Origin of the sequence: Xanthomonas sp. CFBP 7698 (genome assembly GCF_003600855.1) — a bacterium.
In the GTDB taxonomy this organism is placed as follows: domain Bacteria; phylum Pseudomonadota; class Gammaproteobacteria; order Xanthomonadales; family Xanthomonadaceae; genus Xanthomonas; species Xanthomonas cannabis.
Genome location: NZ_PRDN01000008.1, coordinates 45,556 through 67,207, shown reverse-complemented (window position 1 = coordinate 67,207; position 21,652 = coordinate 45,556). Strand labels below are relative to the sequence as shown.

Sequence of the window (21,652 nt, the reverse complement as noted above, 5' to 3'; positions counted from 1 at the left end):
TACGAAGAGAAACCCTGCAGCCGGTGCTCCGGCCGCAGGGTTGGACAATCAATGCAGCAGGCCTTTCTGGCGCGCAACCTGGGTCGACAGCGCGTCCATCAATCCCGGCGACAGGCAGTCGTACGGGGTCAGCCCCAACTCGGTCAGCCGCGCGCGCACGCCGTCCATCTGCTCCGGCGGCGTGCCGGTTTCGATGATCGACGACACGAAGGCCGCAAAGCCCGGTGCCGACCAGCCCTGTTGCTTCGACAACTCGGTGTGCACGAAATCCAGACCGTAGAACGCATGGTCCTTGTTTTCGATGCGGCCATACAGATGCACACCGCATCCGGTGCATGCGTGGCGCTGGATCGTCGCGCTTTCATCGACGATCTTCAGCTTTTCGGGATGCGCGGTCACCGTGACCTTGTCGCGCGGCGCCACCGCCACCACCGAAAATTTCGCGCCCGCAGGCTTCCAGCACTTACTGCAACCGCAGGCGTGGTTGTGCGCGGTCTGCGCGGCCACCTCCACGGTCACCTTGTCGGTCGCGCAGTGGCATTCGAGGGTTCCCCCCTGAAAGCCCTCCGCACCTCCACGCGCAACACCACCATCTACCGAAGGATGAATCGACACGTTTGTCATCATGTCCCTCCCGGGAGTCTCGGGTACCACGTGCGCGGAGGCGGCCGCGCGCCGCTCCTGGCCGTCTGGTCAGAAATGAATCACGGTGCGGATCGACTTGCCTTCATGCATCAGGTCGAAGGCCTCGTTGATCTCTTCCAGCGGCATGGTGTGGGTGATGAACGGATCGAGATCGATCTCGCCCTTCATCGACTGCTCCACCATGCCCGGCAACTGCGTGCGTCCCTTGACGCCACCAAATGCGGAACCGCGCCACACCCGGCCGGTGACCAGCTGGAACGGACGGGTGCTGATTTCCTGGCCCGCACCGGCCACGCCGATGATGACGCTCTCGCCCCAGCCCTTGTGGCAGCATTCCAACGCCGAACGCATCACGTTGACGTTGCCGATGCACTCGAAGCTGAAGTCCACGCCGCCATCGGTCAGCTCGACGATGACCTCCTGGATCGGCTTGTCGTAGTCCTTGGGGTTGATGCAATCGGTGGCGCCCATGCTGCGCGCCAGATCGAACTTGCCCGGGTTGGTGTCGATGGCAATGATGCGCCCGGCCTTGGCCTGCACCGCACCCTGGATCACCGCCAGCCCGATGCCGCCCAGGCCGAACACCGCCACGCTTTCGCCCGGCTTGACCTTGGCGGTGTTGTGCACCGCGCCGATGCCGGTGGTGACGCCGCAGCCAAGCAGGCAGACCTTTTCCAGCGGCGCGTCGGGGTTGACCACGGCCAGCGAGATTTCCGGCACCACGGTGTATTCGCTGAAGGTGCTGCAGCCCATGTAGTGATAGATGGGCTCGCCGTTGTAGGAGAAGCGCGTGGTGCCATCGGGCATCAGGCCCTTGCCCTGGGTGGCGCGCACGGCCTGGCACAGGTTGGTCTTGCCGGACAGACAGAACTTGCACTTGCGACATTCGGCCGTGTACAGCGGGATGACGTGGTCGCCGACCTTGACGCTGGTGACGCCTTCGCCCACCTGCTCGACGATGCCGCCGCCTTCATGCCCCAGCACCGAGGGAAAGATGCCTTCCGGGTCGTCGCCAGACAGGGTGAAGGCATCGGTGTGGCACACGCCGGTGTGGGTGATGCGGACCAGCACTTCGCCGGCCTTCGGCGGTGCGACGTCGATTTCGACGATTTCCAGCGGTTTGCCGGGTCCGAATGCGACTGCTGCACGGGATTTCATGGGGTAGCGCTCCTGACGAGATGTTCAAGGACGGAGCCGGCAAGCGCCGGCCCGGTGGGAGATTTATTTGAGGTAGGACCGGACCAGGCCCAGCAGGTCCTGCACCCGTTCGGCGCGTTGCGCATCGGATGCGGCGGCATGCCCGAAGTCCTCGCGGATATGCGCTTCAAGCACCTGCGACATCAGCCCGTTGACGGCCCCGCGGATCGCAGCGATCTGCTGCAACACCGGGGCGCAGTCTGCGCCCGACTCCAGCGCCCGCTCAAGCGCGTCGCACTGCCCGCGCAAGCGCCGTACCCGCGCCAGGGCGCGCTTCTTTTCCAGCGGCGAATGCGGCATGCCGGCCTCCGGCCAAAATACTGGGGGGCAGTATAGGCATTTCCAGCAGAAAAGCGATGCCGCCGCTGGGCGCGTTAGGCGCGCAGACGGTTTTCGGTGCCGCCGTGGTTTCAGGTCAGCACGGGACGGTTGTCGCGTGCCAGGCTGAACCCGCCTGCGTCGGTGGACTGTTGCGTTGCCGCATGCCGGCGCGCAGCGCCCTGCGCCGCAGAACTGCGTACGACAGGCGCGATCCCGACGGGACCACGGCAGCGTGCGTCGGGCCGCGGCACCCGCGTGCGCTACGCATCGCCGGCAGCACGTCCTTCGTCGCCGGCGGCAGGTGGCGTGTTGCCGTCGGCTGCCAGCCGCATGCTTTCCGAGACCGGCAGCGCGATCGTGCAACGCACGCCATTGGGGCCAAGCACATACGTGGTCTCGGCCTGCAGCTGATACGGCAGCGCGCGCTCGATCAGTTCGCGGCCGTAGCCGGTCCCCTGCGGGGCGGCCCCCGGTGCCGGCATGTCCACGCCGGATTCGCGCCATTCGATGCGCAGGCGCATGCCATCGTCGGTGCGATGCAGCCGCCAGCGCACCAGCAGGTGCCCGCCAGGCTGCGCCAGCGCGCCGTATTTGTTGGCGTTGGTGGCCAGCTCATGCAGGGCCAGCGCAAAGGTCTGCACGGTACTGGAGCGCAGCCGCACCCCGCGCGGACCCTCCAGCACGACCCGCTCACCGCGCCCCTGCGCATCGATTGCGCCCATCGCCGATAGTTCAACCCGCAGCAACTCGTCGAACACGATGCGGTCGCCGTCGTTCAAGCGCGACAACAGGCTCTGCACGCGCGCCAGCGCATCCAGACGGTCGTTGTAGACCAGTGCCAGCTCGGCAATGCTCTTGCTGCTGCGCTGGGTGCGGTTGAAGACCACGCGCACCACGCCCATCAGATTGCGCGTGCGGTGCTGCAGCTCGGCAAGGAGTACCTGCTGGCGATCTTCCCACTGCCGTCGCCGGGTCACGTCCTGGCCGATCTTGAGATAGCCCAGCGGCTCGTCGTTGCCATCGCGCAACGGGCGCGTGGCACCTTCGATGAACACCCGGCGGCCGTCCTTGCATTGATGCCAGCGGATGTTCGGGGCCACGCCGCTACGGCGCGCCTGCTCGAGCTCGTGCTGCGGCACCTCTGCCAGCCGGTCTTCGGCCACGAAGGTCATCGCCATGTCCTGCCCCACCGCTTCCTCGGCGCTCCAGCCGAACACCGCTTCGGCGCCGGGTGGCCAGGTCTGGATCCGCCCGCCGGGGTCGACGGTGAAGATGGCATAGTCCAGCGCGCTCTCCAGGATCACCCGGTGACGCTCCTCGCTGTCCCGCAATGCGCCCTGCGCACGTGCACGTTCCAGGGCCTCCCAGGTGCGCGCTGCGGTCTCTTCCACCAGCCGCACCTCGGCCACCGTCCAGTCGCGCGCGTTGCGCTGATTGACCACGAGCGCGGCCACCAGTTGCCCGCGCTTGATCAACGGCACCGCGATCAGCGCACCGATCTCGTTGCCACCGGCCGCCACGCGCTGGTCGTCGGCCAGCACGCCGTCGGTGCGGATGTCACGCACCACCCAGGTACCCGGCTCGCTCGGCCAGGACAGCGGCCAGGCGGTCAGCACTGCGCCACGCGCCTGGCTGGCCTGGCCCGGTTGATGCCAGTGGCGCGCGACGAGCGGGCGCCCGCCATCGCCGTCCACTTCCACGTAATAGGCGCATCCGGCGTTCATGTGCTCGCCGAGCAGGCACACTGCCTTGCTCTGGATCGCCGCCGGATCGGACAGCAACCGCAGTGCATCGGAGAGCTTCAGCAGGAAAGCGTTGCGGTCCTGCACTTCGCGCAGCGCCGCCTCGGTGGCCCTGCGGTCGGTGATATCCAGTACGAACTCGAATCCGGTCCCGTCGGGCAGCAGCTTGGAGGCGAACAAGGCCCAACGCAGGCTGCCGTCCTTGCGCCGATATTCGCGCTCGTACGGCGTGGCACTGCCCTTGGTCTTGAGCTCGTGGAAGGCATGCGCCGACAACGCGCTTGCCGCCGCCGGCGTCAGGTTCTGCCAGGTCAGTCCGCCCGCCTCGACCTCGGCGCGGCTATAGCCGGTCATCTTGAGGAACGCATCGTTGGCATCGATCAGGCGGCCGTCCATATCGAAGTACGTGGCCCCCACCGTTTCGATGGTCAGTGCGGTGCGGAAGCGTTCCTCGCTGGTACGCAGTTGCTGCTCGGCATGCTTGCGATCGGTGATGTCGCGGAAATACACCGACAGGCCCCCATCGCCGGTGGGATAGATGCTGATGTCGACCCAGTGCCCGGGCACCGGCGATGCGGCATCCAGGCGCATCATGCGGCCGCTCTGCGCCGCCTTAAGGTGCGCGCGGTGCGTTGGCGACCCCACCATCTCCGGGAATTGGTCCCACAGCACCTTGCCGAGCAACGCTGTACGCGTGCGCCCCAACACCGCTTCGGCCTGCCGATTGACGTAGGTGAAACGCCATTGCGCATCCACGCCGTAGAACGCATCGGAAATGCTTTCCAGGATGTCGCGGTTGCGCTCGGCAAGCTGCCATAGCGCTGCCTGCACCTGTCGCTGCTCGGTGACGTCCTGCACCACGGTCAGCCCGCCGGTCACCTTGTCGCCATCGCGCAGCGCCACGGCGGTGACGCGCAGCCAGCGCTCGCTGTCGCCCCCCACATGCACGAAGTCCACCGGCAGGGTGGAGTCCACCCCACGCAAGGCCAGCGCGCCCGGGAAGTCCTCGCTTGCCACCGGGCAGCCCTGCTGGTCGAAGCCCTTCCAGTGCCCACCATGCACGTCGTCGCGCGACGGAATCCGGTCACCGAGCTGGCTGTGCAGACGCGGATTCTTGTAAGTGAAGATGCCGGCGGTATCGAACAACCCCACGCCGATGGGAACCTGATCGAGCACATAGGCCAGCCGCGCCTGGCTGGCGCGCAGCTGCACATCGGCCTGCCTGCGAGCGGTGACATCGACACCCGCCACGAACCATTCGCGGATGCGGCCATCGGCCTCCATCACCGGCACGGCCTTGGTCGACATCCATGCGACGCTGCCATCGCTACGGCGTACACGGTGCTCGAGCATGATCGCGCTCCTGCCCTGGATGCCTGCATCGATGCGATCGCGTACCTGCGCCTGATCCTCCTCGGGGATGTAGTCGGTGATCCAGCGCCGGTCCGGATCGACAACCCCCGCGAACGCGTCCGCACTGCCCAGCCCGCACATCTCGCTCCAGTCCGGGCTCACCCGGTAATGCACTTCGGAGCTTGCCGCAGACAGGGCCAGCAATCGCGATTCGCTGGCGCGCAGCGCGCGCTCGGACCGGTAGCGCTCGATGAAATCGGCCGCCGTCCATGCCAGCAGTTCCAATAGCCGTAGCTCATGGTCGGCGGGACGATACGGGACGCTGAACTGCGTCCCGAGCAAGCCCAGCAGCGTGCCGTCGCGACTGAACAACGGCGTGAACTGGGCGGCACGGATGCCGCTGCACAGCGCTGCGTCGTAGTCCGGCGTGTGCTTGAGCGGCGCGAACGTTTCGATATCTTCGATCACCAGTTGCCGGCGTTCGCGACGCATGGCCTGGCAGGTCGCCTGAAACCCGTCCTTGAGGAAATGCTGCACGAACGGGCTGTTTTCGTCGTGTCCTTGATAGACGCGCAACTCCATCTCGCTACTGTGCGCATCGACCAGCTGCACGCAGCCACAGGCTGTGCGCGCGAATGCGCAGGCAAGCGCGGTGATCTCGCTCAACGCAGCGCGTGCGTCCGCTTGCGCCGCCAGGCTGACCTGCAACGCATGCAGCTGGCGCATGCCCGCCAGCTCGTCGCGCAACGCCACCTCACTCTCGACCTGTGGCCCGGAGGGACTCTTCATTGTGACGGGATCTTTCCTGCAGGAGCCATGATCGATCACTCGCAATCCTTGGCAACCACAATGCGCGATCAACAGCGAAGAGGTTGTCAGCAGCGTGCTCGACACGGAACAAGCGCTGCACGATGGCGGCAGCTGCAGCGCGTTCTCGATCAGCGCAGCCCAGGCCCCCTAACCCATCGGCACTTGGCGATATCGGCGTTTGGCGATACACCACGCAAGGCGCACCTACGGCAACGTCCGCTTACCGCCCGGGGCAGGCGTTGCGATGCAGTCAGATGCCGATGAGGATCAGCCGGCCGGCAATCTGGCGGAGAGGTGGAAGCACCTCACGCGCATGCGCACACCGATCGATGGCAGCTCGGCACACGCAGGCGCTGCAGCATGTGCAGCGATGCAGGACGTCGACGTCGAACGTCAACGCTCGACCACGACTGCTTCGACACCGACCGGTTCGACACCGACCGCGTCGTCGGCCACATGCCCGGGCAGCGATGCCAGCACCGCATTCCGGAAGCGGGCCGCAAATGCGGCATCGTTGGCCTGATAGAAGGCGCGCGCATTGGCCGATAGCGCATCCAGCTGCACCTGCGGCATGGCGAGTGCGGTATCCACCGCCTGCGCAATTCCCGCTGCGTCCACGTAGTAATACGAGGCCAGGCGCCGCTGGCGCACCTCCGCCGCAGGAATCAGCACGCCATGCTCGGGCCGCACCAACTCGTTCATGGGCTCGCCATCGGTCGCCAGCGTCACCGCGCCGACACTGAGCGCTTCCATCAGGTAGTGACCGAATCCTTCCGCCTCGGACGGACACAGATGGAACAGATGGGCATTCTGCAGCCGGCGCAGTTCCGCATCGTCCAGATAACGGACGCGGTGATCGATGTTCGACGCCACCACCGGCTTGCCGGCAGTGCGCGGGTTCTGCACCACGGTCAGCAGCGGCCACTCGGGGTGGTGCTTCCAGGTCTCCAGCAGCACGCGGGTGCCCTTGGCGGTGCTGCGCCCGGCCAGGTGGAAAAACGCGCGCTGCCGCGGCACGTGCGGGTCGTAGCGATCCGGGCTGGTGAAACCGATGAACCGCGTGGTGCAACCCAGGTTCTGGAAAATGCGCTCGGCATGATGGGTCTTGCACAGCACCGCATCGAAGCGCGGCAACAACGGCAGCCACTTGGGCAGCAGCCATTCCGGATTGGGCACCAGCAGATTGATCTGCCCCAGCGCCAGGCAGCGCGCGTAGACGCGTTCGGAGAAGATCTGCAGCGGCACCCGCCCGAACAGCGCGCGGCTGGCCCACAGCCGCGCTTCGCGGCCGGTGTCCTGCAGCCGCTGGCTGGTGAACCCCAGTTCCTGCACCGGCACGCCGCCGGCGCGCAGGGTCTGCGCCATCAGCACCATGTCGCGGGTCAGGCCCACGCCGTTGTCGCGGCTGATCACCCGCATCATCGGAAACGCCCTGGCCTGCGCACGCACACCGTCAGGCTGGCGCAGTGTCGAAGCGATGATGTCCTGCGCGATGTCCCGTCCCGTCATGGTGCCTTGCACGTGTGCCAATGGTTGACAAATTCCATCATTATTATGTTTGTTCCAGCCTTGCATCTGCGAGCACCATGTATCCGGTAGCCACCACCCCGCGCGGGCCAACCTCCGCGCCACCGACGATGACCTCCATGGATATGCAACAACCCCGCGTTCTTGTGGTCGACGACGACCCCGACCTGCGCAAGCTGATCGGCGAATTCCTGAGCGCCCACGGCTACCAGGTGGACGTGGCCGAAAACGTGGCGGACATGCGCACGCGCATGGCGCAGCACCGCCCGGACCTCATCGTACTCGACGTGATGATGCCCGGAGAAGATGGGTTGAGTGCGGCACGTGCCCTGGCCAGCGAGCGCGGTTCACCTGCGGTCATCATGCTCAGCGCGCTGGGCAACGACACCGACCGCATCATCGGCCTGGAAGTGGGCGCCGACGACTACCTGGCCAAACCCTGCAATCCACGCGAGTTGCTGGCCCGGGTCCGCGCGCTGCTGCGGCGCAGCCAGGCCAGCAGCGAGCAGGCCGACCAGCGCGGCAACGTCTACGAATTCGCCGGCTGGCGGCTGGACGTGGTACGCCGCGACCTGCGCGACCCCACCGGCATCTTCATCAACCTGTCCGACGGCGAATTCGCCCTGCTGCGCACCTTCGTCGAGCACCCGCAGCGGGTGCTCAGCCGCGACCAGTTGCTGGACTACGCCCGCGGCCGCGACACCGACGTCTACGACCGCGCCATCGACAGCCAGATCAGCCGCCTGCGCCGCAAGATCAATGAGCGCGTCCATACCGAGTTGATTCGCACCGTACGCAACGAAGGCTACATGCTGCTGCCGAGCGTTTCGCGCCTGTGAGCAAGCCGGTACGGCGCGGGCTGTCGATCTTTGCCCGTACGTTCGTGTTGCTGGCGGTGGCCCTGTTCACCGCCCAGGTGATCGGCATCGCCCTGCTGGTGATGCGCACGCCGGTGTACGAGCCACCGGTGCATCCGCCGGAGGTGGTGGCGCTGCTGTCCACGCGCATGCCGGCCGGTACCCAGACCCTGAAGGTGCACGATGGTGCGCAGGCGCCGACACCGCCGTCTGGCCAGGTGCGCGACCCATTCGCGGAGATGCTGCTGGCGCATTGGCTGGACGTGGACGCACGCCATGTGCGGTTCTATCGCAGCGCCGACGAGCGCCAGATCCCGCGCCTGGACGAGCAGCCGTTGCAGCGCGCGCGCAGGCTGCCGCAGATGGACGATGCCGCCGCTGGCGACCAGGGACAGCGGCCGGCGGAATGGCCGCCCGCCCGTGCGGGTGCGGTCACGACCGACGGCCGGCCCTTTGGCAGTGAAGCAGCACCGGGCCAGGCGCCGGAAGACTGGGAAAACGAACGGCTGACACCCGGCGTGCCGCTGCTGGACGGCTTCACCGCCGCCCTGCAGCAGCCCGATGGCCGCTGGCGCACGGTGGAGTCGCCGCGCCGGCGGTTGTCGGCCGAATTCAAGACGCACGTCGTGTTGCTGTTCCTGGCCGGCCTGCTCGCCAACGTACCGCTGGCGTGGTGGTTTTCGCGCGCGCTGTCGGCGCCGATCAAGCGCTTTGCCGAAGCCGCCGACCGGCTGGGCCGCAACCCGCATGCCCCTGCACTGCAACGCAGCGGCCCGCCGGAGATCGTGCGCGCGGCCGATTCGTTCAACGGCATGCAGGCACGCCTGAACCGCCTGATCAACGAGCGCACCCACATGGTGGCAGCGATCGCGCACGACCTGCGCACGCCGCTGGCGCGATTGTCGTTTCGCCTGGACGACCTGCAACCGCCGCTCCGCGAGAAGGCGCTGGCCGATATCGACGAGATGAAGGCGATGATCTCCGCCGCACTGGATTTCATCCAGAACGATCGTCATCGCGGCGAGCGCGCGCCGCTGGACCTGCGCCTGCTGGTGGAAAGCGTAGTCGACAACGCCACCGATATCGGCGCCGATGCGGTGCTGTTGCCGGGCCCGGCCATCACCCTGGACGGCGACCCGCTGGCGTTGCGTCGCGCGGTGATGAACCTGCTCGAAAATGCGCTCAAATACGGCAAATGCGCCCGCCTGCACCTGCAGCGCGACGGCGAGGACGGGGTGCTGTGGATCGACGACGACGGCCCCGGCATCGACCCGACCCAGCGCGAGCAACTGCTGCTGCCGTTCGTGCGTGGCGAGTCCTCGCGCAACCGCGGCACCGGCGGCATCGGCCTGGGCCTGTCGGTGGCGCACAGCATCGTGCTGGCGCACGGCGGCGATCTGCGGCTGGACAATCGCGCCCAGGGCGGATTGCGCGTGACCGTGCGCCTGCCGTGCATGCCGGAGCGGCGCTGAGCGCAGAGCGGGCCTGCGAACGACGGATCAGTGCACGGGACCAGTGACGGCGGTAGCGACAACGCCCGGCGAGCAGTTGTCCGATAGGCATGGAGGGCGCACCCGCAAAACACAGTCTGTGCGCCACCGACAATCCACTGCGCGCACCGTCACGCACGGCAACGCGCGCCGCCTCACGGCGCGCCTTCCGCCGCATGCCGCTCACTCAGTAAGCAAACTCGCGAAACACGCGGTCGATATCGCCATTCCAGGCGCCGTGATACAGCGCCAGCTTGCGCTCGGCCGCGGTGACGCCGCTTTCGGCGATCTCGGCGATGACGTCCAGGAACCCGGTCTCGTCCTGCCCGTCGCGGTTCAGGCGTGCGCGACGACGCAGGCCTTCGCGCGCGATGTTGACCGCCTCCACTGCCAGATCGCGCGCAGTGCCGTTACGGAACGGCAGGCCCAGCGCGTGCCTGGGCACACCGTCGCGCAGCGCATGCCGCTCGGTGGGGCTGAAATCCTTGACCAGGTCCCAGGCCGCATCCAGCGCGGTCTGGTCGTACAACAGGCCCACCCAGAACGCCGACAACGCGCACAGGCGATCCCACGGGCCGGCGTCGGCGCCGCGCATCTCCAGATATTTCTTCAAACGCACTTCCGGAAACGCGGTGGTCATGTGGTCCGACCAGTCACGCAGCGTCGGCAACGCACCCGGCAACGCCGGCAGCTTGCCCTGCATGAAGTCGCGGAAGCTCTGCCCGCTCGCATCGTGATAGACACCATCGCGATACGAGAAATACATCGGCACATCGAGCAGGTAATCGACGTAGCGCTCATAGCTGAAGCCGTCTTCGAACACGAAATCCAGCATGCCGGTGCGGTCGGCGTCGGTGTCGGTCCAGATGTGCGAGCGGTAGCTCAGGTAGCCGTTGGGTTTGCCTTCGGTAAACGGCGAATCGGCAAACAGCGCGGTGGCGATCGGCTGCAGCGCCAGCGAGACGCGGAACTTCTTCACCATGTCCGCTTCGGTGGCGTAATCCAGGTTGACCTGCACGGTGCAGGTGCGCGTCATCATGTCCAGGCCGAGCGAGCCGACCTTGGGCATGTAGTTCTTCATGATCTGGTAGCGGCCCTTGGGCATCCACGGCATCTGGTCGCGGCGCCACTTGGGCTGGAAGCCCATGCCCAGGAACCCGAGCTGCAACTCGCCGGCCACCTGCGCCACCTCGTCCAGATGGGTGCCGGTTTCCACGCAGGTGTGGTGCAGGGTTTCCACTGCCGCGCCGGAGAGCTCCAGCTGGCCCGCCGGCTCCAGGGTCACCGAGGCGCCGTCGCGCAGCAACGCGATGGTGTGGCCGTTTTCCTGCACGGGCTCCCAGCCGAAACGGGTCAAGCCGGTCAGCAAGGCCTCGATGCCGCGGGTGCCTTCAAAGGTGGGCGCACGCAGGTCGTCGAGCTGGAACCCGAACTTTTCGTGCTCGGTGCCGATCCGCCAGTCCGCACTCGGCTTTTCGCCGGAGGCCAGCACCTGGACCAGTTCCGCGCGTTCGGTGATCGGCGTTTCGGCAACGTGGCTGGGACTCGACAAGGGCAGGCTCGCAAACGAAAGGGGTGGGACGATGTGGGGGTCGTCCCCAGCCACCGCAAGGCCCGCACTATACCCGCAGGGCATGGAAGAATTGCCGCCATCGGCCGGGTCTGAGATTTCCATCCATGCGCATGGCAGCGTCGCGGCTGGCGGCAGCCCCCTGCACGCCGGCACGATCCTGCTGCAATGGCAAGCGCAGGCACCGCCGCCGGTGAGCGATGTCGGGCATGGCCGTCGCAGCAGCCTGCACTCACCACTACCCTCGAGCCGTGACTCGCCTGGATCGCCCGGCCGCCTCCCGAAGGAAGGTTGCGCAATCGAACCGACCCGGGGCCGCCCGGGACCAGCCCTCAGCAGCGTGCTTCATTCGCCCGTCGTGGGCCCGCATGACCCGGCAGACCGGCAGGCATGGCGCTAGGCATGGAAGTGGCGCGCACACGATCCTGTAGCATCGCCCGGCCATGACCGTTGCGCCCACGCCCACCGACGCCCTGCTTGCGCAGATGGCCAGCCTGATGCACTGCGAGCGCGCCGAAGGCTTTGCCTGCGTGAGCGCGCGACGCGAGCACGGGGCGCGCTCGGTGGACCTGGCCCAGGCGCAGTTCGCCATCCTGCTGCAGGGCCGCAAACAGGTACGCACGGCAACCCAAGTGCTGGAATTCGTACCCGGCGACCTGTTCCTGGTGACGCGCCGCTGCCGCATCGACGTCGTCAACACCCCCGACCCGCATACCGGGCTCTACCTGAGTGCGGTGGTCCCGTTGTGCGAAGAGGCGCTGTCCGCAGCGCGGGCATTGTGGAACGAGCCACTCCCCGAGGCCGGTGCCGACATCGCGCGGTTGCCGGCCATCGCGTTCGACGGACCGTTGCGGCAATGGCGCGATGCGCTACAACAGGGGCTGTACACCGAAGCGCGCCTTGCACTGGCCGCGTTGATCATCGGCGTTTGCCGTCGCGGCCACGGCGGTCTGCTGTTACCGCCTGCGCCCAGTCTCGCCGACCAGGTGCGTGCGCTGATCACCGCACAGCCACAACGGGCCTGGCGCTCGCGCGATATCGAAGACAGCCTGGGCATCAGCGGCGCCACCTTGCGCCGGCATCTGGCCGCCGAGCAGCGCTCGCTGCGCGACCTGATTACCGATGCGCGGCTCGCGCACGCAATGGCCCTGCTCTACACCACACGCTGGCCGCTCAAGACCGTGGCCGCACGGGCGGGCTATCGCTCCACACGCAGCTTCAGTCAGCGCTTCCAGCAGCGCTACGGGCTGGACCCGGGCAGCATCGGCAACAGCCGTTAGAGCGAGCGCGGCGAGCGCTTGGCGCAGCGCAATGAGCGAATCGCGCGCGCCGCGGCAGCCAGCATGACGCCACCGCGGCGGTGCCGCCTGTCCTGGAGTTGCCCCCATGTCGTTTCCCGCCCTGCGTTCGCTGGCGCCCCTGCTGCTGACCGTCAGCGCCACCCTCGCCCAGGCTGCCACGCCTGCCGGCACCCACCAGCAGGTGCCCGGCTTCTATCTGCAACGCATCGGCACGCTGCGGGTGACCGCGCTGTTCGATGGCAGCGTCGCATTGACGCGCCAGCAGCTGTCCAATCTCGACCCGGCCGAACGCGACCGGCTGCTTGCGCAGGGCTTCGTGCCCGAAGACGCCAGGGGATTGCAGACAGCGGTCAACGCGTATCTGGTGCAGGACGGCAGCCACCTCAGCCTGGTCGATACCGGCACCGCGCAGTGCCTGGGTCCTGGCCTGGGCCAGGTGCTGAGCAATCTACGCGCCGCCGGCTACGACCCTGCCCAGGTCGACGATGTCCTGCTCACCCACGCCCATCCGGATCACCTGTGCGGCCTGCTGGACGCACAGGGCAAACCGGCGTTTCCCGCTGCCACGGTGTGGTTGTCCGCTGCCGATGCCGCGTACTGGCTGGACCCCGCATCCGAGGCGGACGCCGGACCGCTGCTGAAATTCGCGTTTCCGCTGGCGCGCGCGGCGGTGGCACCTTACCAGGCGCAGGGACGTCTACGCCGGTTTAAGCCGGGCAAGATCGCCCTGCCGGCCGGCATCGTCGCCCTGGACAGCCAGGGCCACACCCCGGGCCATGTCTCATATCGCTTCGACGGCGGCCCCGACAACTCGCTGCTGGTGTGGGGCGACGTGCTGCACTACCACGCCGTGCAATTTACAAATCCGAACGCCTCGTTCGAGGCCGACAGCGACCGAGCCAAGGCGATCGGCTCCCGCCGCCGCATGTTGGCGCAGGCTGCGGACGGCAGGTGGTGGGTGGCCGGCGCGCACCTGCCGTTCCCGGGGCTGGGCCACGTGCGCCGCGACGGTGCCGCGTTCGCCTGGGTGCCGACCGAGTTCGGCGCGGTGCCGGCCACGCCCTGAACGCGAGACGGCGAGCTTCCGCTCGCCGTCGTGCACCGCATCGATGGGCCACGGCCGTCACGGCCGCCGGGCATCACTCGGCGGCGGGCGTTTCCACATCCAGCCCCAGCCAGCCACCGACAATCCCGCGCAGTTCGTCCACGCCCTGGCGCGATTCGCCGGAATAGGTCTGCACGGTCACGCTATCGCCGAAGCGCGAGGTCACTTCCTTCTTGACCTTCTGCAGCGTCTGCATCTGCTGGCCACGGCCGAGCTTGTCGGCCTTGGTCAGCAAACCGTGCGCGGGCAGGCCGCGTTCGGCCGCATAGCCGAGCATCTGCAGGTCGTAATCCTTGAGCGGGTGGCGGATGTCCATCACCACCACCAGCCCGCGCAGCGCCTCGCGGGTGCGGAAATAGCGGTCGATGAAGGCCTGCCAGTGCGCCTGCAGGTCCTGCGGCACCTTGGCGTAGCCGTAGCCGGGCAGGTCCACCAGGTAGCGCTCGGGCTGGATCTGGAAGAACACCAGCTGCTGGGTGCGGCCAGGGGTCTTGGACACGCGCGCCAGCGAATTCTGGCGGGTCAGCGCATTGAGCGCGCTGGATTTTCCGGCGTTGGAGCGGCCGGCGAAGGCCACCTCGTAACCGCCATCGTCAGGCAATTGCCGGGCGTTGTGGGCGGACAGGTGGTAGCGGGCTTGTTCGATAAGGAGCGACATCCCCCTAGGATCGCACGTTCGGGCTCTGCCGGTTTTGCTGCACTGTTCGTTGACCCTGGCGCAAAGGCGTGTCGATAATCGAAGCACGCCTGCCACAGCCAGCACCCAACGCGCGCGGGCCGGGTCCATACGGAGCTTTAGCTGATGCGCCATGCTCGTGTGCTAGTCCTCGCCACCCTCGCCGTGCCGGTCATCGCGGCCGTGGCATTTGCGCAGTCGGCGGTCACGCCGATCCCCGATCCGCCGCCCGTGCGCGTTGCGCCGCTGGAGGTGGATCTGGCCAAGACCACCTGGGGCGATGCCAAGGCCGGCCAGGCCAAGGCGGCGGCCTGCGCGGCCTGCCACGGCCCGGACGGCAACCCGGCGGTGGCGATGTACCCGCGCATCGCCGGCCAGACCGAGCGCTACGTGGCGCATCAGGTCGCGCTGATCGCCAGCGGCGAACGCAACACCGGCATGTCGGCGGTCATGGTGCCGTTCGTCAAGGACCTCACGGCGCAGGACATGCGCGACCTGGGGGCCTACTTCGCCACCCAGAAGTCCGCCGCCGGGGTGGCCGACGATGCGGCCATTGCCGAGGGCCCGTACCAGGGCATGAAGTTCTACGAGGTCGGCGAAAAGCTCTACCGCGGCGGCGACATCGCGCGCGGCGTGCCGGCTTGCATGGCCTGCCATGGCCCGTCCGGCGGCGGCAATCCCGGCCCGGCCTACCCACGCCTGGGCGGCCAGCATGCCGAGTACGTGGCGCGGCGCCTGAAGGAATACCAGGCCGGCGCCACCCAGGAGCGCAATCCGGCGCTGTTCAATATCATGGCGCAGGTAGCGCACCCGCTGACCGAGCAGGAGATCCAGGCGCTGGCCAGTTATCTGCAAGGTCTGCACGACCGCGCCGACGATGCGGCCGCCGCCCAGATGCCCGCCGGCACCCCGGCACGCTCATGAGCTGACGGTCGCACCTGCCCCACCGTGTCACGACGCCGGTCCCGAGACCGGCGTCGTCGTTTCCCGCTCTCCCCCTCGCCCCACGGAGCCCGCATGAATCTGCTTTCCCGCCTGTCCCTGCTGCTGTTGATCCTGGTACCGCTGGCGGCCTGCGCCGCCGACAAGACGGCGCCACCGGTCGAAGGCGAGGACTACACCCTGATCGACGGCGGCCAGCCGTATGCGCCGCTGGCCGGCAAGGTCGAAGTGGTCGAGGTGTTCGGCTACACCTGCCCGCATTGCGCGCACTTCGAACCCACGCTGGAGGCCTGGGCCGCCAAGCAGCCCGCGTATGTGCGCTTCACCCCGATGCCGGCGGCCTTCGGCGGGTTCTGGGATGCGTTTGCGCGGGCCTATTTCGCCGCCGACATCCTGGGCGTGGCCAAGCGCAGCCACCGCGCGATGTTCGATGCCATCCATGAAAAGCAGAGCGTGCCGACCCAGAACGTGTCCGCAGACGAACTGGCCGTGTTCTATGCCGACTACGGCGTGCCGCAGCAACGCTTCGTCGACACCTTCAAGAGCGAGGCGGTGGACGCCAGGCTCAAGGCCGCACGCGAGTTCGCCCTGCGCAGCAAGCTGCCCGGCACGCCGGCCCTCATCGTCAACGGCCGCTATCTGATCGGCGCGCGCAATTACCCGGACATGCTGCGCGTGGCCGACTACCTGATTGCCCGCGAACATGCCGCGCCTGCCAAGCGCTGAACCGCGTAACCGCCACCGACAGCCGCCCGTGGCATCATGCGCCCCGCGGCCGTCCGGCCCTTTCCTCGCCCCACGCTGGAGATCCAATCCGATGAAGACCCGCTTCGCCCTGACGCTGATGGCGCTGCTGCCGATCCTGGTCGCCTGCAAGGCCCAGGACGGCTCGTCCGACACTGCGCCCGCCGCGACCACGCCGGCGGCCGAGACGGCACCCGCTCCGGCCGCTGCCACGCCGGCCGCCGACCCGGCCGCCCCGCCAGCGGTGGGCGAAAGCGCCACCACCCCGCCACCGGCCGCACCCAGCGCCGCCCCGCGCGCGCCGAATGGCCCGGAGCCGGTCGCCGGCACCGATTATCTGGACATCGACGGTGGCCAGCCGTATCAGCAGGCCGCCGGCAAGATCGAAGTGGCGGAGGTGTTCGGCTATGTCTGCCCGGCCTGCAACGCATTCCAGCCGCTGATCGGGCCGTGGAAGGCCGGGCTGCCGTCGGACGTGCATTTCGTCTACGTGCCGGCGATGTTCGGTGGTCCGTGGGATGACTACGCGCGCGCCTTCTACGCCGCCGAAACGCTGGGCGTGCAGGAAAAGACCCACGAAGCGCTGTACAAGGCCATCCATGTCGACCAGAGCCTGAAGGGCGAGCGCGGCAAGGATTCGGTGCAGGACATCGCCGCGTTCTACGCCAAGTACGGCGTGGACTCCAAGACCTTCATCGACACCATGAGCAGCTTCGGCGTCTCGGCCAAGACCAACCGCGCCAAGCAGTTCGCCACCCGCAGCAAGATCACCGGCACGCCGTCGCTGATCGTCAACGGCAAGTACCTGGTCAAGGGCCAGAGCTTCCCGGACATGCTCCGCATCGCCGATCACCTGATCGCGCGCGAACGCGCCACGCTGGCCAAGTGAGCCGGACGACCGCAACGCCGTGAACGCTTCGGACTCGCGCACCCTGCGGGTGCTGACCGCCAATATCCAGGCCGGCTCCAGCACCCGCCGCTACAGCGATTACGTGACCCGCAGCTGGTCGCATGCGCTGCCGCTGGGAGCAAAGCGCACCAGCCTGGACAGCATCGCCAAGCTGGCCGGCGAACGCGACATCGTCGGCCTGCAGGAAGCCGACCCGGGCAGCCTGCGCTCGGGCTTCACCAACCAGACCCACTACCTGGCCGAGCGCGCCGGCTTCCATTACTGGAGCCACCAGCCCAACCGCCGCATGGGTGGGGTGGCCTCCAGCGCCAACGGCCTGCTCAGCAAGCTCGAACCGCTGGAAGTGCAGGACCATGCCTTGCCCGGCCGCATCGGCGGGCGCGGCATCCTGCTTGCCAAGTTCGGGCAGGGCCGCGAGGGGCTTGCGGTGGCGGTGGCGCATCTGTCGCTGGGCGCCAATTCGCGCATGGCGCAACTGGCCTTCATCGCCGAGCTCCTGTCCGAGCATCCCAACGCCATGCTGATGGGCGACTTCAACTGCGTGGCCGACCGGCCGGAAATGCAGGCCCTGTACCGCCACACGCGCCTGCAGCCGCCAAGTTGCGTGGTGCATACCTTCCCGAGCTGGCGGCCGGACCGGGCGATCGACCATATCCTGGTCAGCGACAGCCTGGTGATCGAACACACCGAAGCCATACCGGCAGCGTTTTCGGATCACCTGGCGGTCGGCATGGATATCCGCGTGCCACTGCAGCTGCTGCGCTAGCGCACGCAAGCTGCCAACGGGTTCGCACTGGCGAACTCGACCGATGACACCCCCTCGACACCGCCTGTGCGATAACGCAGGCGGTTTTTTGTTGGGAGCACATCACGTGATACGCATCGTATGAGTGCGTTGCCATGAGTGCGACAGCGCCGCACACCCAGCCGGTCCGTACCCTGCGCCCGGTGTTCGTGCTGGCAGCCACGGTCGTGTGCACGTTTGCCGTGCTGGTGTCGTTGTTTCCGCTTGAATCAGGCCGCGTGCTGCTGGATGCGCAGACCTGGGCCTCGCGCAATGTCGGCTGGTACTACCTGCTGGCAATGACGGTGTACCTGGTGTTCGTGCTGGGCGTGGCCTTGTCCAGCTACGGCAACATCAAGCTCGGTGCCGATCACGACGAACCGGAATTCAGTTATCTCTCCTGGGCCGGCATGTTGTTCGCTGCGGGCATCAGCATCACGCTGTTCTTCTTCTGCGTCTCCGAACCGCTCACCCATTATCTGCAGCCGCCCCAGGGCGGCACCGGCAACGGCGAAACATCCGCCCGGCAGGCCATGCAGTTGCTGTTCCTGCACTGGGGCCTGCATGGCTGGGGCGTGTTCGCACTCGCCGCCATGGCGCTGGCCTATTTCGCCTTCCGCCACAATCTGCCGCTGGCCTTGCGTTCGGCGCTGTATCCGCTGATCGGAAAACGTATCAACGGGCCGATCGGTTACACCGTGGACGCACTGGGCATCGTGGCCACCGTGTTCGGCCTGGGCGCGGACATGGGCTTTGGCGTGCTGCACCTCAACGCCGGCCTGGGCACCTTGATGGACGTGCCGCACGCGCACTGGGTGCAGGTCGCGCTGATCGCGGCAATGATGGGCGCGGCAATTATTGTCGCGGTCTCCGGCGTGGAAAAGGGCGTGCGCTGGATGTCGGACATCAACATGCTGCTGGCGATCGCGCTGTTGCTGTTCATGCTGTTTGCCGGCCCCACGCAGTACCTGCTCAATGCCTTGATGCAGAACCTGGGCGACTACCTGGGCAGCGTGGTCGGCAAGAGTTTCGATGTATATGCCTATGGCGGCCGCGCCGACTGGCTGGGCAACTGGACGGTGTTCTACTGGGCCTGGTGGATCGGCTGGGCGCCATTCGTGGGCTTGTTCATCGCGCGCATTTCGCGCGGGCGCACCATTCGCGAGTTCGTGCTGGGCGTGCTGTTGATACCGCTCGGTTTCACGCTGGCGTGGCTGTCGATCTTCGGCAATAGCGCACTGGATCAGCTCCTGCACCATGGCCAGGCAGCATGGGCACAGCAGGCCATCGACGCCCCTGAGACGGTGTTGTATTCGCTGCTGCAGAGTTACCCGTGGAGCCGCACGGTGATCACGGTGACCGTGGCGATCAGCTTCGTGTTCTTCGTGACCTCGGCCGATTCCGGCACGGTGGTGTTGTCCACGCTGTCCTCGCATGGCGGCGAACCGCACGACGACGGCCCGCGCTGGCTGCGCGTGTTCTGGGGCGTGCTCACTGCCGTGGTCACCGCAGGCCTGTTGCTGGCCGGCAGCATGGACGCGCTGAAATCGGCGGTGGTGCTGGCATCGTTGCCGTTCTCGGCGGTGTTGCTGTTGATGGCGTGGGGGCTGTCGCGCGCGCTCAGCGAGGAATCGCAGCGCAAACGTGCACAGCTGCACAGCCCCAGTCCGTTGATCGGGCAATCGCGCCATCATGGCGGGTGGCGCCAACGCCTGGGCCAGGCCATGCATTTCCCGGCGCGCGACGAGGTCTATCGCTTCATGCGCGACCAGGTGCGCCCGGCCATCGAGGCGGTGACCGCACAGCTGCAGGAAGAAGGCTGGAACGTCAGCAGCCGCATCGACGACGGCGACATGGACATCAGCGTCGATCATGGCGAGCAGCAGGGTTTCCGCTACCAGGTGGTCCTGCGCGGGTATCTCACTCCGTCGTTTGCCGCACAGCGCCTGCGCAACCAGCGCTATTACCGCGCTGAAGTGTATCTGTACGAAGGCAGCCAGGATTACGACCTGGTCGGTTACAGCCGCGAGCAGATCATCAACGACATCATCGATCAATACGAGCGTCACCTGCAGTTCCTGCACCTCACCCGCTGAGTTGCAGCACTACGGCGCCTGTCCCCAGGAGGTTTGTCATGCCACGTTTTCCCGACCAGTTGCTGTACATCGGCGGCCGTCATGTTCCCGCCCGCGGCGGCCACACGTTCGAAGTGGTCAACCCGGCCACCGGCGAGGTGCTGGCCAACGTGCACAATGCCGGTGCCGACGACCTGGATGCCGCTGTCGACAGCGCCAGGGCCGGCCAGCGCGAATGGGCGGCGCTGACCACGGTGGAGCGCTCGCGAATCCTGCTGCGCGCGGTGGCATTGCTGCGCGAGCGCAACGATGCGCTGGCCGAGCTGGAAACGCTCAATACCGGCAAACCGCTGAGCGAAACCCGCAGCGTGGACGTCGTCACCGGCGCCGACGTGCTGGAGTACTACGCCGGTGTGGCGCACGCACTGCAGGGTGCGCAGGTGCCGCTGCGCGAAGGCAGTTTTTTCTACACGCGCCACGAACCGTTGGGCGTGGTCGGCGCGATCGGCGCATGGAATTACCCCATCCAGATCGCGCTGTGGAAGGCCGCACCCGCGCTGGCGGCCGGTAACGCGATGATCTTCAAGCCCAGCGAAGTCACCCCGCTCACCGCACTCAAGCTTGCCGAGCTGTTCACCGAAGCCGGCCTGCCCGATGGCGTGTTCAACGTGCTGCCCGGCGATGGTGCCAGCGTGGGCACCGCGCTCACCGAACACCCGCAGATCGAAAAGATCAGCTTTACCGGCGGCACCGCCACCGGCCGCAAGGTGATGGCCAGCGCATCGAGTTCGTCGCTGAAGGACGTGACCATGGAACTGGGCGGCAAGTCGCCGTTGATTGTGTGTGCCGATGCCGACCTGGATCTGGCCGCCGACATTGCGATGATGGCCAACTTCTACAGCTCCGGGCAGGTGTGCACCAACGGCACCCGCGTGTTCGTGCCGCGCGCGCTGCGCAACGCCTTCGAAGCGCGGCTGCTGGCACGCGTGCAACGCATCCATATCGGCGACCCGCTGGATACGCGCACCACCTTCGGCCCATTGGTCAGTGCGGCGCACATGCAGCGGGTGCTCGACTACATCGAACAGGGCAAGGCCGAGGGTGCACGCCTGCTGTGCGGCGGCGAGCGCCTGCGCGATGGTGCGCTGGCGCAGGGCTATTACGTGGCCCCGACCATCTTCAGCGATTGCACCGACGTGATGGCCATCGTGCGCGAAGAAATCTTCGGGCCAGTGCTGAGCCTGCTCACCTACGACGACGAGGACGAGGCGATCGCACGCGCCAATGCCACCAGCTATGGCCTGGCGGCCGGCGTGGTCACCCCGGATCTGGTCCGTGCGCACCGGCTGATCCATCGCCTGGAAGCGGGCATCTGCTGGATCAACACCTGGGGCGAATCGCCCGCACCGATGCCGGTGGGCGGCTACAAGCAATCCGGCGTGGGGCGCGAGAACGGCCTGGCCACCTTGCAGGCGTATACGCGTACCAAATCGGTCCAGGTCGAGCTGGAACGCTACGCCTCGGTGTTCTGAGGGGTTCGCCCCAGGTCGCAGTCGCTCGGCGGCTGCCTCCTGCCAACCAGGTGCGGAGCGTGGCAACACGC

Annotated in this window: 17 protein-coding genes; 10 read left to right on the top strand and 7 right to left on the bottom strand. The window is 67.2% G+C overall.

Annotated features, from left to right (window positions below; translation table 11 throughout):
* Positions 1–48: 48 nt before the first annotated feature.
* The 5 genes from gfa to XnspCFBP7698_RS20280 all read right to left on the bottom strand — a co-directional run bounded on the left by gfa (position 49) and on the right by XnspCFBP7698_RS20280 (position 7,577).
* On the bottom strand, positions 49–624 hold the full coding sequence (gfa, locus tag XnspCFBP7698_RS20300) for an S-(hydroxymethyl)glutathione synthase (protein ID WP_047695008.1): 576 nt from the start codon (positions 622–624) through the stop codon (positions 49–51).
* A 69-nt stretch (positions 625–693) separates the two neighbouring features.
* Entirely contained in the window at positions 694–1,803 is a 1,110-nt protein-coding gene (locus XnspCFBP7698_RS20295) for an S-(hydroxymethyl)glutathione dehydrogenase/class III alcohol dehydrogenase (protein WP_039411211.1), read from the bottom strand.
* Positions 1,804–1,866: 63 nt separating this feature from the next.
* Positions 1,867–2,142, bottom strand: coding sequence for a metal/formaldehyde-sensitive transcriptional repressor (locus XnspCFBP7698_RS20290; RefSeq protein ID WP_039411209.1), 276 nt, complete (start codon positions 2,140–2,142; stop codon positions 1,867–1,869).
* Between the two features lie 281 nt (positions 2,143–2,423).
* Positions 2,424–6,047 carry a PAS domain S-box protein gene (locus XnspCFBP7698_RS20285; protein ID WP_104581648.1) on the bottom strand — a complete coding sequence of 1,208 codons (3,624 nt, stop codon included), beginning with the start codon at positions 6,045–6,047 and terminating at the stop codon, positions 2,424–2,426.
* 414 nt (positions 6,048–6,461) lie between these two features.
* Positions 6,462–7,577 (bottom strand): glycosyltransferase, encoded by a 1,116-nt coding sequence (locus tag XnspCFBP7698_RS20280; protein ID WP_233549042.1) that lies wholly within the window; start codon positions 7,575–7,577, stop codon positions 6,462–6,464.
* A 137-nt stretch (positions 7,578–7,714) separates the two neighbouring features.
* Between XnspCFBP7698_RS20280 and XnspCFBP7698_RS20275 the strand changes: the two genes are divergently transcribed.
* Complete coding sequence (locus tag XnspCFBP7698_RS20275) at positions 7,715–8,434, top strand: response regulator transcription factor (RefSeq protein WP_081422439.1); 720 nt, start codon at positions 7,715–7,717, stop codon at positions 8,432–8,434.
* Positions 8,431–9,924 carry an ATP-binding protein gene (locus XnspCFBP7698_RS20270; protein ID WP_104581647.1) on the top strand — a complete coding sequence of 498 codons (1,494 nt, stop codon included), beginning with the start codon at positions 8,431–8,433 and terminating at the stop codon, positions 9,922–9,924. Before XnspCFBP7698_RS20275 ends, XnspCFBP7698_RS20270 begins: the two co-directional genes overlap by 4 nt.
* Before the next feature lie 205 nt (positions 9,925–10,129).
* On the opposite strand, the gene XnspCFBP7698_RS20265 is transcribed toward XnspCFBP7698_RS20270, so the two are convergent.
* Complete coding sequence (locus tag XnspCFBP7698_RS20265) at positions 10,130–11,494, bottom strand: glutamate--cysteine ligase (RefSeq protein ID WP_104581646.1); 1,365 nt, start codon at positions 11,492–11,494, stop codon at positions 10,130–10,132.
* A 461-nt stretch (positions 11,495–11,955) separates the two neighbouring features.
* Here XnspCFBP7698_RS20265 and XnspCFBP7698_RS20255 point away from each other — a divergent pair, with 461 nt between their 5' ends.
* Positions 11,956–12,792 (top strand): helix-turn-helix transcriptional regulator, encoded by an 837-nt coding sequence (locus XnspCFBP7698_RS20255; RefSeq protein WP_104581645.1) that lies wholly within the window; start codon positions 11,956–11,958, stop codon positions 12,790–12,792.
* A 106-nt stretch (positions 12,793–12,898) separates the two neighbouring features.
* A complete protein-coding gene (locus tag XnspCFBP7698_RS20250; RefSeq protein ID WP_104581644.1) occupies positions 12,899–13,879 on the top strand; it encodes an MBL fold metallo-hydrolase in 981 nt (326 codons plus the stop codon).
* Between the two features lie 73 nt (positions 13,880–13,952).
* Here XnspCFBP7698_RS20250 and yihA read toward each other — a convergent pair whose 3' ends face one another.
* On the bottom strand, positions 13,953–14,576 hold the full coding sequence (gene yihA / locus XnspCFBP7698_RS20245; RefSeq protein WP_039411921.1) for a ribosome biogenesis GTP-binding protein YihA/YsxC: 624 nt from the start codon (positions 14,574–14,576) through the stop codon (positions 13,953–13,955).
* A gap of 144 nt (positions 14,577–14,720) precedes the next feature.
* Here yihA and XnspCFBP7698_RS20240 point away from each other — a divergent pair, with 144 nt between their 5' ends.
* The 6 genes from XnspCFBP7698_RS20240 to betB all read left to right on the top strand — a co-directional run bounded on the left by XnspCFBP7698_RS20240 (position 14,721) and on the right by betB (position 21,581).
* Positions 14,721–15,518 carry a c-type cytochrome gene (locus tag XnspCFBP7698_RS20240; RefSeq protein ID WP_184367691.1) on the top strand — a complete coding sequence of 266 codons (798 nt, stop codon included), beginning with the start codon at positions 14,721–14,723 and terminating at the stop codon, positions 15,516–15,518.
* 93 nt (positions 15,519–15,611) lie between these two features.
* Positions 15,612–16,262: a thiol:disulfide interchange protein DsbA/DsbL gene (locus XnspCFBP7698_RS20235; protein WP_104581643.1), complete on the top strand. Its 651-nt coding sequence runs from the start codon at positions 15,612–15,614 to the stop codon at positions 16,260–16,262.
* 91 nt (positions 16,263–16,353) lie between these two features.
* The gene (locus XnspCFBP7698_RS20230; protein WP_039411912.1) at positions 16,354–17,169 is read left to right on the top strand and encodes a thiol:disulfide interchange protein DsbA/DsbL; all 816 of its coding nucleotides are present in this window, start codon (positions 16,354–16,356) and stop codon (positions 17,167–17,169) included.
* Between the two features lie 49 nt (positions 17,170–17,218).
* On the top strand, positions 17,219–17,956 hold the full coding sequence (locus XnspCFBP7698_RS20225) for an endonuclease/exonuclease/phosphatase family protein (protein WP_047694993.1): 738 nt from the start codon (positions 17,219–17,221) through the stop codon (positions 17,954–17,956).
* A gap of 134 nt (positions 17,957–18,090) precedes the next feature.
* Positions 18,091–20,070, top strand: coding sequence for a choline BCCT transporter BetT (gene betT / locus XnspCFBP7698_RS20220; RefSeq protein ID WP_104581642.1), 1,980 nt, complete (start codon positions 18,091–18,093; stop codon positions 20,068–20,070).
* A gap of 38 nt (positions 20,071–20,108) precedes the next feature.
* Complete coding sequence (betB, locus tag XnspCFBP7698_RS20215) at positions 20,109–21,581, top strand: betaine-aldehyde dehydrogenase (protein WP_104581641.1); 1,473 nt, start codon at positions 20,109–20,111, stop codon at positions 21,579–21,581.
* Positions 21,582–21,652 lie beyond the last annotated feature (71 nt).

Excerpts from the sequence above, each read along its gene's own strand:
- gfa (WP_047695008.1), bottom strand. The coding sequence starts at position 624 with ATGACAAACGTGTCGATTCATCCTTCGGTAGATGGTGGTGTTGCGCGT.
- XnspCFBP7698_RS20295 (WP_039411211.1), bottom strand. The coding sequence starts at position 1,803 with ATGAAATCCCGTGCAGCAGTCGCATTCGGACCCGGCAAACCGCTGGAA.
- XnspCFBP7698_RS20290 (WP_039411209.1), bottom strand. The coding sequence starts at position 2,142 with ATGCCGCATTCGCCGCTGGAAAAGAAGCGCGCCCTGGCGCGGGTACGG.
- XnspCFBP7698_RS20285 (WP_104581648.1), bottom strand. The coding sequence starts at position 6,047 with ATGAAGAGTCCCTCCGGGCCACAGGTCGAGAGTGAGGTGGCGTTGCGC.
- XnspCFBP7698_RS20280 (WP_233549042.1), bottom strand. The coding sequence starts at position 7,577 with ATGACGGGACGGGACATCGCGCAGGACATCATCGCTTCGACACTGCGC.
- XnspCFBP7698_RS20275 (WP_081422439.1), top strand. The coding sequence starts at position 7,715 with ATGGATATGCAACAACCCCGCGTTCTTGTGGTCGACGACGACCCCGAC.
- XnspCFBP7698_RS20255 (WP_104581645.1), top strand. The coding sequence starts at position 11,956 with ATGACCGTTGCGCCCACGCCCACCGACGCCCTGCTTGCGCAGATGGCC.
- XnspCFBP7698_RS20250 (WP_104581644.1), top strand. The coding sequence starts at position 12,899 with ATGTCGTTTCCCGCCCTGCGTTCGCTGGCGCCCCTGCTGCTGACCGTC.
- yihA (WP_039411921.1), bottom strand. The coding sequence starts at position 14,576 with ATGTCGCTCCTTATCGAACAAGCCCGCTACCACCTGTCCGCCCACAAC.
- XnspCFBP7698_RS20240 (WP_184367691.1), top strand. The coding sequence starts at position 14,721 with ATGCGCCATGCTCGTGTGCTAGTCCTCGCCACCCTCGCCGTGCCGGTC.
- XnspCFBP7698_RS20235 (WP_104581643.1), top strand. The coding sequence starts at position 15,612 with ATGAATCTGCTTTCCCGCCTGTCCCTGCTGCTGTTGATCCTGGTACCG.
- XnspCFBP7698_RS20230 (WP_039411912.1), top strand. The coding sequence starts at position 16,354 with ATGAAGACCCGCTTCGCCCTGACGCTGATGGCGCTGCTGCCGATCCTG.
- betT (WP_104581642.1), top strand. The coding sequence starts at position 18,091 with ATGAGTGCGACAGCGCCGCACACCCAGCCGGTCCGTACCCTGCGCCCG.
- betB (WP_104581641.1), top strand. The coding sequence starts at position 20,109 with ATGCCACGTTTTCCCGACCAGTTGCTGTACATCGGCGGCCGTCATGTT.